Genomic DNA, 13,790 nt, shown 5'->3' with positions numbered 1-13,790 from the left:
AGGTCGTGACTGGATTGCGACCTAGCCCCGCAAACCCCTAGTGCCCCAGCCTTTTCGGCCGCTCATTCGATTCATTCGCCGCGTTTCATGTCAACCGAAATGTCGCCATTCACCACATTTACGCCACAGCGACCATGCCACCCATTCGCCCGCAAAACACATGCGGTCGGCCACTCCCATGAGGGCAGCGCAACGCAGGACCATTCGCCTGAAGCGGACCTCAGACCGGAGGGCCGAGATCGATCTCGACCTTCACCACCTGCCTCCCAGCCGCCCCGATCCCCCCTTCCGCGCCCCATGCCCAGTCGCCGACTCCCTCCTGGTCATCAGTTCCACGCAAGCACCCCATCCCTCACCGTCGGCTCCGCACCCGCCGGACGCCTTCTCCGTCAACTCCCCACCGACCAAAGTCCCTGGTCATCAATTCCCCACCACTGGCCTTCTTCGCCATCCACTCCCACCCACCGGAGCCGTTCACCCTCCGCTCCCGACCCACCAGAGCCGTTCACCCTCCGCTCCCGACCCACCAGAGTCCCTCACGTCCCTCACCATCGACTCCCCCACCGGAGTCCCTCACCATCGACTCCCACTCCAACCCGCCTCACCCTTTGCCACCAGATCCTCGGTAACGAGAGCTCCGGCGGGGTCGCCGATCTACGCTTCGGGGCCGTGGCTGAAACCAAGCGCGGCGGGTCCTTCTACGACGCGCCCCAAGTCGTCGAGCGGTACTTCGGCCATCGGCATAGTGGTGTGTCGAGCCCCAACCATGTGATGGAGGAACCGGCTTTCCTGGCGGAACTTGGTGAGGTCGCAGGGCTCCGGGTGTTGGATCTCGGATGCGGGGATGCGGCCATCGGACAAGTCCTGTTGGATGCCGGCTGTCGTAGCTACCTGGGATTGGACGGCTCGGCGGCGATGGTCGAGGCTGCCAATGCGGCGTTATGCGAAACGGCCGGCCGCGTCGAGATGGTCGATATCGAGGACTTCTCCGCTCCACCCTCTTCGTTCGACCTGATTGTTTCGAGATTGGCGTTTCACTATGTCAAAGATATCGAGACGGTGCTGGCCGCCCTCCATAGATGCCTCTCGCCCGGCGGACGCATCGTCTTCACGGTCGTTCATCCGGTTCTGACCTCGCACGACTCCGGTGCGCGGGAGAAGCGAACGTCTTGGGTTGTTGATGACTACTTTGTCCAAGGGCCGCGGGAAAGAGAATGGATCGGTGGAACCGTCACGTGGTTTCACCGCACTATAGAGGATTATGTTGTGGCACTCACGAGGTCAGGGTTTGCGCTGAGCTCGCTGCGCGAGTGTGCACCTTGCGAGGATCGTTTCAACGGGGATGCCGATGAGCTGGCGCGCCGGCGTCGCGTTCCGTTATTTCTGTTGCTTTCCGGCATGCGCGCTTGACGACCACGAGTGTACGGCCCAGTCGACGATTCAAGGGCCCCTTTCCGCTGGACCGGCCCGAGATCTGGCCGTCAGCGTGCGGGAGCCCAATATCGGTAGCGAGATCGACAGCGAGGTCCAAACATCGGCGATTTCGTCAGTGATTTTGCATTGGGTCAGCTTCACGCCGTTCTGGCCGGCCAGGGCGGCTGCTCGGGCGCAGGCAGTCTCGGGATTCATTATCGCTAGCTTGGCTGCGGCAAGGGCGCTCAGGTCGGCAGCGCTGTGGACGCGATGGCGTGCCACGCGCACCGAGCCCAGCGTGGCGAACGCTGTGGCCACCGCCATCAGAAGACCCATGAGAGCTACCCCCCAGAGTGTTGCTGAGCCTTTTTCCTTAGTATTGATGTGGACCTCCTCACCTGCCGAGCTCGTGCGCCTGTGGTTACGGGGGATATCCGGGCTCGGTGTCGGCGATGGCCGTCGCGGATATTTGTACTGCGGGCAATGATTGGCCCCAGGGTGGTCGTACTTCTACGGTGATCTGAACCTTTGTGGTTTCTATGTCGCGGGTTACGGCTACCTTCGCCCCGGGGCGGGCTGCCGTGCGGGCACGGGTGATGACCTGGTCAAGGGGCTCACCCCTGGCCGCGGCTCGTGCGGCGGCGCGGGCCACGTCCACGCACTCGAGCTGGACGCTGACAGCTTGGACGGCCCACAGCGCGGCCGCGAGCACGACCATGAGCGCGGGCAGCACCGCGGCGGTCTCGGCCGTGACCGAGCCCCGCGATGCCGACCGCTTCCTGCCCAGGGGGGTCCGCGCTTGGCGGACGGTCATCCGGTGGCGGTGTTGAGTGCTCGATCGACGAGGGTCTTCAGCATTTCCTGGACTTCGGGACTGCTCACCACCTTGAACAAAAGCGCGGCGAAGGCGCAGGCCGCAATCGTGCCTACTGCATATTCGGCTGTGGACATGCCACGCTCACGATTGACCGTCGCGTAATGAAGCCATTTGCTGGGTCGCGCTGTAGCGGGGCTGGTGGTACGCCCGGTCGGGACCGACTCGGGTGATCCGTTTTGTACCCTCGCGGCAATCTTGGGCGGCGTCGAGGTTTCCTTTTGAGACTTGATCGAGGTTTCCCTTTGGGGCCCGGCGGTGTGAGTAGTGGCTTCTGCGGCGGTGTTGAGGACTGACGGGGCGCTTCGGGCGATGTGGGTGCGGCTGAGCGAGAACTTGCCGGCTGTTTTGTTGCTCGATGTGGTGTGACTGAGTGCTGGGGTGGCTTTGATGTCGTCTGGCATGGTGGCGGGACTGTGCATCGTGCCTCCAGGTGGTGCTCGGAGCCGGGTCTTGTCCGGCGGGAGTCCTTAGGTTGGCGGAAGCCGGGTCGCCGGAGAGGGGCCGAACGGCGTTCTGTGGATGGACGAGATCGCGCAGCCCAACGTTGTGGATACAGCGTCTCGAAGCGGATCGGGGCATGGGCTTGGGGCCCCGGAGACCGCCATTGGGACCTGGAGGTCGCGTAGAGGGCTGGGAGATGGCGTTGCGGCGGAGAGGGCCCAGGCACCGGGTTGCGCGCTCGGAGGCGGCGATACCTGTGCTCAGTTGCGACTCTGTCTGAGCCCGGAGGCGGCGTCGGCGCTGCCCCGCCCGAAGGCCCCGCTGCCCGGGCCGAAGACCGCGCTGCCCCGCCCGAAGGCCGCGCTGCCCGAGCCAGAGGCCGCACTGCCCCGCCCGAAGGCCCCGCTGCCTGGCTCCGGCCCAGGGTTGCCGGGGCTCGCACACGGTGTTACCTGGGCCGGAAGAGGCACTGTCCGAACTCGGAGGCGGCGCTGCCCGGGCCGGAGGCCGCATGGCCGGAAGCGGCACTGCCTGGACTCCAACCCGGGGTTGCCTGGGCCCGCACGCGGTGTTGCCCGGGCCGGACGAGGCACTGTCCGGACTCGAAGGCTGCGCTGCTTGGACTCGGGCCCGGCGCTCGTGGGCTCAGAGGCGGAGTTGTCTCGTCAAAGCGGCATTGGTACACGCGCACCAGGAATGAGTTGCTTGATCTGAGGGGTGTTAATGCGCACAAAGCAGCGACGCAAAAGGCCCGATAGACCATAGTCTGCTAGAGGTGGCGCTAAGTACACAGAAGGCGATATAGAGGACGCGAGAAGCGTCGTTGTGCCCTTATGCTGGGTCGGATGCACCGTTTCCGCCTACCATGGGCCCATTTGCGTCCGCATCTACGGTGCCCGATCATCCCCTGCGGGAGCAACAACATCAGCTTGCGTATGAAGAACTTCACTCTTGCTACAAGTGATGATGGCTGCCCTGCGCGTGGACTTTCTGTCATCGTGTTCTTACGCAGCCAAATCCGGCCCGTCACCAGACCCTACAATCCGTCTGAGCTGGCACAAAGGCAGGAATTCATGGACCTAGAGGCACAAATCCTCGAGTTGCTGTTGCACCTCCGCACGCTCAAAGCGGGCCAGTGCCGCAGCAACGATGGCACGGCGACCAACATGGCCCAGTTGAAGGCCGAGATCAGCGAGGTCCAGATCGAGATAAGGCAAGACCTCGCCGCTCTTGGCGGCGAGGGAGACGAGGTCGCAGCCCTTCGACGGCATATGAACGAGCACTTCGCATCCCACCGACCACGATGTTGTAAAGACCCCGATCACGATCGAGCGGAGTGATCCGCCGACGACTCAAGCTGAAGCGCTCACCGAACCATGCACGCGGTTTGGACTGATCTCTCCGGTCTGCACCAAAAGCTCAGGACGTGCCCGATAGAGGGGTGGTGGCGTTCGTCGGCTGCCCATTTGGTGGCGGGCCGGCCGGGAAGGACGCTTCGGCGGTCGTTGCCTCGAAGGGGCTCGATGCCGGTGGGAGTGCGAGGCGAACTAGAGTGGTCGTTTTGCCTGAATGGCCCTGTGTTCCTCGATCGCGCGGCTCGGTGCCGCGGCCGCAGGTATCGCCCTGATTGGTGGTCATCGCCCCCGTCGTCCGGGGGAGCTCGCTGTATGGGCTTCTATCGGTGCGCTGGGTGGGCCTGGTGTTGAGGGCTGTTTTTGCGATCCCGGGTTTGGCGAGGGTGGTCCTTCCGCTCTAAGTAACCAGTTTGTTCGGGGAATGCAGAAGGTTCAGGGAATGATGATTGTGGAGGCCAGGCCGGCTATTACGGGGATGATTCCCAGCAGGACGAATGCCGGGAGGAAGCAGAGGCCGAGCGGGGCTACTGCCTTTACGCCGACGCTTCTGGCTGAGGCGACGGAATCGGCTCTGGCGGCTTCGCGGGCGTCGTCGGCCAGGCGGGTAAGGACGTCCGCTACCGGTGCGCCGCTTTGAGCCGCTCGGCTCATGGCGCGGGAGAGTTGGGCCGTGGATGGGTCCTTGGCGAGCGCGGCCCAGGTGGGGTCGGGGTCGGCGCCCAGGCGTAGTTGGGTGCTGACCCATTTCAGCCGCTGGCCGAGGGGCCCGCCGATCGCGTTGGCTGCGATTTCCGTGGCGTCGCTCACTGGGCGGCCGGCGAGCAGGCATGCGGTCATCAAGTCCGCGGCGAATGGGAGGTCGGCCGAGATTCGGCGGCGGTCGTGGTGGGTTTGCTGGGGTTGTTTCTTGTGGAGGAAGGCTGCGGCGGCTGGGGTGATCAGGAGGCCGGCGATGGTTCCGGGGATGCCGCCGATCAGGAGGGCAGTGAACAGGCCGGTGCAGGTGGCGATGGTGATCGTCTTGCGGGTGATGCCGGTGGGTGGGGAATCTTGCCAGAGTGGCTCGTCACTGCGGGATTGCGTTTGCTGGTTTGGATGTGGCTGTTGAGGGTGCGGATTGGATGGCGGGCGTAGTTGGGAGAGGCGCTCTGCCGGGGTTCGGGGAGAGAGCCATAGCCATGTAGCCAGGCCGACGAGGAAGGCAGAGAGCCATTCGAGCATTGGCGAGGTCCGATCGGTTCAGTGTGGGGTTGCTTGGTGAGCGGCGCGTTTGGTGAGTGGATGGGCATTTAGTGGGTGGATGGGCGTTAGTGGGTGGCCGGCTTGGTGGGTAGTGCCTTTGGTGGCTGGTGAGCCTGTGGGTGGCCGCCCTGGCGGGTGGCGTGCCTGACGGATCTTGCCTGCGTGGCCGGCGTGGCCGGGTTTCCGGCGTGGCCGGCGTGGCCGGTCTAGCGGGTGGCGGGCCTACCGGCGGTATTTGGCGGTGAGTGGAGGACGGGGGGCATGGCGGGTGTGGCAGCGTGGCGTTACCTGGCTGGCGGCCGTGGGTTGCGCGGCGGGTGTGGCGGCGTGGCGGTAGGTGGCGGCCGTGGGAAGTTGGCCTGTGTGGCGTCGTGGCGCTAAGTGGCGGCGTGGGAAGTGTGGCCGGGGCGGCGTGGCGGTAGCTGACGGGTGGGTGGCCGCCGTGGGCGGCATGGCCCTGGGCATGTGGTGGACGCGTGGCTGGCGTGGCGGTGTGGCTTTTGTGGCGGACGTGTCGTCGTGGCCACTGTGACCGGCGTGGCCGCTGTGGTGGCTGGCAAGCCGGAGGGTGGCTGACACGGGTGGCGGGCTTGGTGGGGTGGCTGCGATTTGGTGGCTGGCGGGCTGAAGGTCGCAGGCCTGGCGGATGGCGGGCCTGGCCGGTGGCTGCGGTTGGCGACTGCGCGGTCTGAGTGGCGCGCTTGATGGGGCGGGCGTTCTGCTCGGGCCGGTTTCAGCTGGGTGGAAGCTGTGTGGGTGGTTGCAAGTGGGTCGAGAGTCGGAGCGGCTGTAGACATCGCACGGGAGCCGCGCCATGGCGGATTGCACAGCCGATTGGCGGTTCTGAAGGGGTGAAGGTGCTGTGGGACTGGCGGTCCGGTCCCCGATGGTGGTGCTGTGTGGGTGGGTTGGGGTTCGGGGTTGTGCGTGGGCTGCTCTCTTGGGATTGGGGCGGTGGTTAGGTTTGCGCTTGGGTGGCCATGTGGTTGGTCCACCACAGGCCGCAGGCGTCGAGGGCGATGCCTGCTATCAGGCACATGAGGCCGGGGAGACTGCCCAGGAGGAAGTCCAGCGGGTGCATGTTGAGGGCGGCGGCCATGAGGAGGCCGAGGGCCGGCAGTACGGCCAGGAGGCGGGCTGTGGTGCGGGGGCCCGCGAGTTGGGCGGCGACGTCCTGGCGGTGGGTTTGGGCTGCGCGTAGCGTGCTCGCGACTCGCTCGACCAATACGGCCAGGCCCGCGCCTACTGTGACGCCTACTTCCCAGCAGGCCGCCAGTTGGCGGAGGCCCTCGCCGCCCTGGGGCGGGGCCGATGCGGTGAGGGCCGCGGAGACGTCGCCGCCGTCTCTTGCGGCGGCGACGACCGGACGCAGGGTTTCTGCGGCTGGGAAGTCCACTGAGGCGATTGCCCTGGTCAGGGCCTCTCCTGGGGTGCGGCCGGCCGACAGCTCTGCCGACAGGGACTGGCATAGCTCGATTGATGCGTGGCGCCAGTGCTGCGCGCGGCGGGCGGCGGTGGGGCGAGTGAGGCGGGTGGTGAGGGATGTCCGGCTGTATTTGCTCCTGCCTGTCACTAGCCTCGCCAGGCGGGTGGTGGGGGTGTCCGGGGCTGTCCACAGCCATACGGCGCAGGCTGTGGACAGTGTTGCTATGAGGGCGCCGGTCATGGCGTGGCCTTTGTGCTGGGAATCATGGCTGGGCTCTTTTGGAGAGGGCGTCGTAGGCAGGGCCGGGTTGGGAGTTGCCCCTCGCGTCGAAGGTCAGGGCCGGGATCGACTCGACGAAGCCGGCTGACGTTCTGGAGAGCAGGCAGATCTCGGCTATGCGGCGTCGGCCGTCCGGGCGGCCGCGGGTCAGGTGAATGACCGCGTCGAGCGCCGCGGCCAGCTGGCTGTGTACGGCTTCCCTGGTCAGCCCTGCTGCGCAGCCCAGTGCTTCCAGGCGAGGGGGTACGTCGGCGGCGGTGTTGGCGTGAAGCGTGCCGCAGCCGCCTTCGTGGCCCGTGTTGAGGGCGGCCAGCAGGTCCACCACCTCGCTGCCTCTGACCTCCCCGACCACCAAACGGTCCGGGCGCATGCGCAGCGCTTGGCGTACCAGGTCGCGCAGGCTCACGCCGCCCGCGCCTTCGAGGTTCGCCGGGCGGGTTTCCAGGCGGACGATGTGGGGGTGGAGGGGGCGGAGCTCGGCTGAGTCCTCTACCAGGAGCAGGCGTTCTGCCGGGTCGGCGAGCGAGAGCAGGGCGGACAGGAGGGTCGTCTTGCCGGTGCCTGTGCCGCCCGTCACCAGGAATGCCAGCCTGGCGGTCACCATGGCTGTCAGCACCGGGATGGCAAATGGGGTGATCGTGCCCGCCGACACCAGGTCGTCCAGGGTGAACGTACGGCGCGGCGGTAGGCGTAGCGACACGCAGGTGCCACCGGACGCCACCGGCGGAAGCACGGCGTGGAGGCGGACGCCGCCGGCGAGTCTCGCGTCCACGTACGGGGAGGCGTCGTCGAGCCTCCTGCCAGCGACGGACGCCAGGCGCTGGGCCAGCCGGCGTACGGCCCCGTCGTCCGCGAAGGTCACAGAGGTACGGCGTAAGCCGCCGCCATCGTCTATCCATACCTCGCGCGGGCCGTTGACCAGGACGTCTGTCACGTCTGGCCGGGCCAGGAGCGGCTCCAGAGGGCCGGCACCCATGAGGTCGGCGCAGAGTGCCCTGGCCACCGCGAGGATCTCCGCGTCGCCGTACACGGATTTCTCGGCTCGCAGGGCCACTGCCACCTGGGCGGCGCTGGGCTCTACGCCCGCTCTGGCGAGGCGTACGCGGACCGCTTCGACCAGTTCCTGGGACACGGCACCAGCGGGAGCCGGCGGTTGCGGGGCGCTCATGCCGGGAGGAGGTCTCGTAGGAGAGTGCCGCACAGGGCGCCCATCACCGTGCGGGGGCCCAGCTTGGGCAGCTCGCCCCGGTTGAGGGTGGCGGTGAGTCTCGGCTGGTCGGGCAGGGTGCCGGCGGACGGGATGCCCAGGGCGCCCGCGGCCATGTCGTCGTCCACCACGCCCGGGCGGAGGATGGCGCGGATGTCCGAGGTGTGTTTGCGGGTCTCGCCCAGCACCTGTACGGCCGAGAGAATGCCGCGTACGTCGGCCGTGGCGACCATCAACGTGGTCTTCGCTCTGGTGAGGGCCTCGATCGCGGCTGGGTCGAGGTGGCGGGGGAGGTCGACGACTATCAGGTCGAAGCCTCGCTGGCCTGCCTCGAGGACGGAGCGCATGGCCTGGGCGGGGATCGCCGCCACCTCCCCTCTGTGGAAGGAGAGGACCGCCAGGTCGCCGAACGACGGCAGCGCGGCCTGAAGTGCGCTGGAGTTGATCCGGCCCTCTCTGGCGACCAGGTCTCCCCAGCGGGCGCCCGATGCCTCCTCGTGGCCCAGCAGTGCGTCTATGCCGCCGCCCAGCGGGTCGGCGTCCACCAGCAAGGTCCGGAGGTGGTCACCCGAGGCTCGCAGGGACAGGCACGCCGACAGCACGCTCGCGCCTGCCCCGCCTCGGCCGCCGATCACACAGACTACGGATCCTGAGCGGGGGTCGGGCTCCATGGCGTCCGCCAGCCGCTCCACCAGGTGGCGCTCGTCGTTGGGGAGGGTCACGACGGCCTGGGCGCCCACGGCCACGCATTTTCGCCAGGTGTCCGGGTCGTCGGGGGCCCGGGTCACGAGGAGGACCTGGTCTCGGGTGGGGGGTGAGCTCGCGGCCACGGCGTCTGCCTGGTCGGCGCCTACCGCTATCAGCGGGGCCAGGTTCCAGAACGGGCGGGCGTGGGCGGGGACGTGGGCCACGTCGAGTTGGGCGCCTGCGGCGGCGGCTATGCGGACCAGGTCGTCGAGCAGGGCGTGGTCTTCGGTGATGACGAGGGGGCGGTGCATTCCAGTCGGCCTCTCGGGGGTGGGTTGGGGTGGGGTGGGTGTTGGGAGGCCAACCTTGCTGGAGGTGGGTGGGTTGGGGAGAGGGTGAACGGGGTTCTGGGGATTGTTGGGTGGGGGTTGTGGTGGGCCTGTGGATAACTGCCTGCGCGCGGGAGGGCGCACGGGGCTGTGGTGGCGCTGCTGTCGTGGGGTGCCGCGGGCTGGAGGTAAGTGCAGCGGTCGAGTCGCGGCAACGACGGCGGCGGGGCATACGAATGCGGCGGGGTGGTTGGGTGCCGCTGCAGTGGAGGGCGTGTGGTGGCGAAGAGCGCTCGGCGAGGTGCGCCGTCAGGGCGCGGTGGCGGGGAGCGCTTGCCGGGGAGTGCTTGGCGGGAGGCGCGCTGACGAAGCCCCGTAGCGAAGAGCGCTTGGCCAGGGGCGGCAGGTGAGGCCGCGATAGGGGGGCGCTTGGCGAGGAGTGCACCGTGGGGAGGGAGCCGCGGGGGAAGCGCTCGGTGAGAGGCGTGTCGTGGGAAAGCGCCGTAGCTGGGGGCCGAGGGAAGGCGCCGTAGCTGGCGGCCGTGGGAGGGCTGGCTAGCGGCCGCGGGAAGGCGCCGTGGCTGGCGGCCCCGGGAAGGCACCGTGGCTGAGGGCCGAGGGAAGGCGGCGTAGCTGGCGGCCGCGGGGAGGGCTGGCTGGCAGCCGCGGGAAAGCGCCGTAGTGGCGGCCGTGGGAGGGCGTGGCGGGTTGGGTGGGCTTCTGGAGGATGCGCGTGTACGGAGCTTGGGGCGGAAAAGGGGCGACCCCCGCCGGGGGGGAGAGCGGGGGTCGCCTGATCGGTCCGGCTCCGGGGGGGTAGAGCCGGTCCCGTTTCAGAAGAAAGCTTTCATCACTTCACCAGAGCCTGGCAAGGGACTGGCAAAGCGGCCCCGTGCACGATCGCTCCAGTTTCGGGCGATACCCCCGTATGCTGCCCGATGGACTCGAGTTTCGTCGAGGAGCAATCTCGCATTTTCGCCAAGTTTTTTGTCTGCGCCATAACGATCACATAAAGACAGTCACTCTCTGTAGTCATCACAGGTTGGTAACCAGATCACACAGGGTGGCGGTGGCGAGGTATGCCAGGAGCCCCCTCATAGGCGGGTAAAGGTCTTGGTCCGAGGGCTTCCCATCAGGGCGGATCCGACGTAGAAAGGTGTCACGGACCCCTAGTCCGGGCGCATCAGCCGGGTACCCACGCGCGACCAGCCGCGGGAGGCGCGTCGTGACGGGCTTGACCCGTTCCGACGAATAGAGGTGCACGCTTGGTAACCCGGTGTGATGCGCAAGCAGACGGCGTCTCTTGACTGAGACGCCGTCAGCTATGTCGGCGCCCCGGCCCAACGCCCCCACCTGCGACTCCGCCGCCGCGGCCTCAGCCTCGTTGCATCGCCTCGCAGATGGCGGTCGCCTCGCGCACTCCCAGACTTACTGCGGAGGCACACTGTTGTACCCACTGGGCGACGCCCTCCGGGGTCCCGCCCAGGTACGCGCCCAACCCCCCGGCGTACGCGGACTGCTCCAGGTGCCCGACCTCCACGGCCACGAGGGACTTCGGGTCCAGGCCGTACTCGACCAGGGTCAGGCGCTCGGCCGCGCGCGCCACGATCCCGTCCGCCGCGCCGAAGGGACGCAGTACGGCCAGCTCGGCGTGTACGACGGCGGCCAGCACGATCGCGGGCGCCTTCGTGGGCCGTTCGAGCAGCCCGAGCAGCCCCTCCATGCGCGTCGCCGTCTCCGAGGCGCCCGGCGCGGGACCCAGCCCCAGCGGGTCCGGCGCCTCGTCGGCCGCCCGCGGACGGCCCAGGGCGGACTGCGGCGCCAGGCCGGCGGCGGCCACCGTGTGCAGGCGGGCCAGCACCTGCCGCGGCGCCGTCCGCCACATCGAGCCCAGCCGGCCCAGCTCCGCCGACGCCCGCAGGGCTCCCTGGACCAGCGGGTCGTGGACCTCGTCCCGGCGCAGGGCGTCGAGGGACACGTCCACGCCTTCCAGGGCCGCCGAGGCCCGGGCGCCGCGCAGGGACGACTCCGTCGAGACGGCCGGGCTGGCCCGGCGCAGGACTCGATGGCGGTACAGCCGGTCGACGGCCTGCCTGGCGGAGTCGACCGCCTCGGGGACGCCGGGGAACTCCGCGATGACAGCCAGTGGGTCACTCACGGAAACCGACCTTACCGGCGGGTACGACCGCTCTCGCTCCACCGGGTGACGACCGTACCAGCGCCCCGGCAGCAAGGCGGCGCGCGCTCAAAAGCCGGAAATCCCCAGGCGCCGAATATGCGGAACCCTTTATGGGTCCCCGCCAGATTTCAGGATGACAACGTTTCAATAGCGGTTGTCATGCGACCTGATAAGCGAAGCCCCTCGGTACAGACCTGTCTAGACCTCTTGTGTGCGGAGGCTGTGAGCTGGTGAAGTGGGACACGACCTATCCAATCTGGCCATAGAAGGAGCACGAGGTGGCCCCCGAGACCCCGGGCAACGAGACCCAGGCGCTGTCCAACCTGCTACAGGAGAATCGCCGGTTCGCACCGCCGGCTGACCTGGCGGCGGCCGCGAACGTGACCGCCGCCGCATATGCCGAGGCCGCCGCCGACCGTCTCGCCTTCTGGGAGCGTGCGGCCGACAGGCTGGCGTGGGCCAAACGGTGGGAGACGACCCTCGAGTGGAACGCCCCCTTCGCCAAGTGGTTCGTCGGCGGCGAGCTCAACGTGGCCTACAACTGCGTCGACCGCCACGTCGAGGAGGGCCGCGGCGACAAGGTCGCCTACTACTGGGAGGGTGAGCCCGAGGGCGACAGCCGTACGCTGACCTACAGCGACCTCCAGCGCGAGGTCAGCAAGGCCGCCAACGCCCTCCAGGAGCTGGGCGTCGGCAAGGGCGACCGGGTGGCCGTCTACATGCCGATGATCCCCGAGCTGCCGATCGCGATGCTGGCCTGCGCCCGCATCGGGGCGATCCACTCGGTGGTGTTCGGCGGCTTCTCGGCCACGGCGCTGAAGAGCCGGATCGACGACGCCGACGCCAAGCTCGTCATCACCGCCGACGGCGGCTACCGCAGGGGCAACCCGTCGGCGCTCAAGCCCACGGTGGACGAGGCCGTCGCCGAGTGCCCGCAGGTCGAGAAGGTCATCGTCGTACGCCGTACCGGCCAGGACGTCGCCTTCGGCGAGAAGGACGTCTGGTGGCACGACCTGGTCGACCGGCAGAGCGACCAGCACACCGCCGAGCCCCACGACGCCGAGGACCCGCTGTACATCCTCTACACCAGCGGCACCACCGGCAGGCCCAAGGGCATCCTGCACACCACCGGCGGCTACCTCACCCAGACCGCCTGGACGCACCACGCGGTCTTCGACCTCAAGCCCGACACCGACATCTACTGGTGCACGGCCGACATCGGCTGGGTGACCGGCCACTCCTACATCGTGTACGGCCCCCTCGCCAACGGCGCCACCAGCGTCATCTACGAGGGCACCCCCGACACCCCGCACCGCGGCCGGTTCTGGGAGGTCGTGCAGAAGTACAAGGTCACGATCCTCTACACGGCGCCCACCGCGATCCGGACGTTCATGAAGTGGGGCGACGACATCCCCGCGAAGTTCGACATGTCCAGCCTGCGCATCCTGGGCTCCGTGGGTGAGCCGATCAACCCCGAGGCGTACGTCTGGTACCGCGAGCACATCGGCGGCGAGCGCTGCCCCGTGGTCGACACCTGGTGGCAGACGGAGACCGGCGCCATCATGATCAGCCCGCTGCCCGGCGTCACCGCGGGCAAGCCGGGCGCCGCGATGCGCCCGCTGCCCGGCATCGCCGCCGACGTGGTGGACGACCAGGGCAACAGCGTCCCCGACGGGGGCGGCGGCTTCCTCGTCGTACGCGAGCCGTGGCCGTCGATGCTCCGCACGATCTGGGGCGACGACCAGCGCTACATCGACACGTACTGGAGCAGGTTCGAGGGGATGTACTTCCCCGGCGACGGCGCCAAGAAGGACGACGACGGCGACCTGTGGCTGCTCGGCCGCGTGGACGACGTCATGCTCGTCTCCGGCCACAACATCTCCACCACGGAGGTGGAGAGCGCGCTGGTCAGCCACCCGAAGGTGGCCGAGGCGGCGGTGGTCGGCGCGACCGACCCGGTCACCGGCCAGGCGATCGTGTCGTTCGTGATCCTGCGCGGCTCGGCGGAGGAGAGCGACGACATCGCCGCCGAACTGCGCAACCACGTGGCCAAGACCCTGGGCCCGATCGCCAAGCCGCGCCAGATCCTGGTCGTGCCGGAGCTGCCCAAGACCCGCTCCGGCAAGATCATGCGCCGCCTCCTGCGCGACGTGGCCGAGAACCGCAGCATCGGCGACGTCACCACGCTGGCCGACAGCACGGTGATGAACCTGATCTCGGAGAAGCTCCCGTCCGCCAAGTCCGAGGACTGATCCCACCCCCCAGGCGCATGTCCCGAAATATGGGGACATGCGCCTGGCTCCTGAGAGCCTGGGGCGAAGCCCGGCGCACCCGATGCGGGCGCTATCTTGTTCG

General features: G+C 68.2%; 11 protein-coding genes. 2 read left to right on the top strand and 9 right to left on the bottom strand.

Annotation, left to right across the window (positions count from 1 at the left end; translation table 11 throughout):
- Positions 1-669 precede the first annotated feature (669 nt).
- Positions 670-1,410: a class I SAM-dependent methyltransferase gene (locus tag H4W80_RS37650; RefSeq protein ID WP_192789413.1), complete on the top strand. Its 741-nt coding sequence runs from the start codon at positions 670-672 to the stop codon at positions 1,408-1,410.
- A 30-nt stretch (positions 1,411-1,440) separates the two neighbouring features.
- Here H4W80_RS37650 and H4W80_RS37645 read toward each other — a convergent pair whose 3' ends face one another.
- The 9 genes from H4W80_RS37645 to H4W80_RS37610 form a co-directional block, all read right to left on the bottom strand.
- The gene (locus tag H4W80_RS37645; protein ID WP_318787635.1) at positions 1,441-1,797 is read right to left on the bottom strand and encodes an Rv3654c family TadE-like protein; all 357 of its coding nucleotides are present in this window, start codon (positions 1,795-1,797) and stop codon (positions 1,441-1,443) included.
- Between the two features lie 37 nt (positions 1,798-1,834).
- A complete protein-coding gene (locus H4W80_RS61535; protein ID WP_378526202.1) occupies positions 1,835-2,131 on the bottom strand; it encodes a TadE family type IV pilus minor pilin in 297 nt (98 codons plus the stop codon).
- Between the two features lie 92 nt (positions 2,132-2,223).
- A complete protein-coding gene (locus H4W80_RS63010) occupies positions 2,224-2,691 on the bottom strand; it encodes a DUF4244 domain-containing protein (protein WP_264086022.1) in 468 nt (155 codons plus the stop codon).
- A gap of 1,119 nt (positions 2,692-3,810) precedes the next feature.
- On the bottom strand, positions 3,811-4,014 hold the full coding sequence (locus tag H4W80_RS37635; protein ID WP_192789411.1) for a hypothetical protein: 204 nt from the start codon (positions 4,012-4,014) through the stop codon (positions 3,811-3,813).
- Between the two features lie 504 nt (positions 4,015-4,518).
- Positions 4,519-5,307, bottom strand: a complete 789-nt coding sequence (locus H4W80_RS37630) for a type II secretion system F family protein (RefSeq protein WP_192789410.1) — start codon at positions 5,305-5,307, stop codon at positions 4,519-4,521.
- 979 nt (positions 5,308-6,286) lie between these two features.
- A complete protein-coding gene (locus H4W80_RS37625) occupies positions 6,287-6,994 on the bottom strand; it encodes a type II secretion system F family protein (RefSeq protein ID WP_192789409.1) in 708 nt (235 codons plus the stop codon).
- Positions 6,995-7,016: 22 nt separating this feature from the next.
- A complete protein-coding gene (locus H4W80_RS37620) occupies positions 7,017-8,201 on the bottom strand; it encodes a TadA family conjugal transfer-associated ATPase (RefSeq protein ID WP_192789408.1) in 1,185 nt (394 codons plus the stop codon).
- The gene (gene ssd / locus H4W80_RS37615; RefSeq protein ID WP_192789407.1) at positions 8,198-9,238 is read right to left on the bottom strand and encodes a septum site-determining protein Ssd; all 1,041 of its coding nucleotides are present in this window, start codon (positions 9,236-9,238) and stop codon (positions 8,198-8,200) included. The genes H4W80_RS37620 and ssd overlap by 4 nt, the downstream gene beginning before the upstream one ends.
- Before the next feature lie 1,393 nt (positions 9,239-10,631).
- Entirely contained in the window at positions 10,632-11,414 is a 783-nt protein-coding gene (locus tag H4W80_RS37610) for a Fic family protein (protein ID WP_192789406.1), read from the bottom strand.
- A 299-nt stretch (positions 11,415-11,713) separates the two neighbouring features.
- Here H4W80_RS37610 and acs point away from each other — a divergent pair, with 299 nt between their 5' ends.
- On the top strand, positions 11,714-13,687 hold the full coding sequence (gene acs, locus H4W80_RS37605) for an acetate--CoA ligase (RefSeq protein ID WP_192789405.1): 1,974 nt from the start codon (positions 11,714-11,716) through the stop codon (positions 13,685-13,687).
- Positions 13,688-13,790 lie beyond the last annotated feature (103 nt).

The organism is Nonomuraea angiospora (assembly GCF_014873145.1).
Taxonomy (GTDB): domain Bacteria; phylum Actinomycetota; class Actinomycetes; order Streptosporangiales; family Streptosporangiaceae; genus Nonomuraea; species Nonomuraea angiospora.
This window is presented reverse-complemented; position numbering and strand designations above follow the sequence as displayed.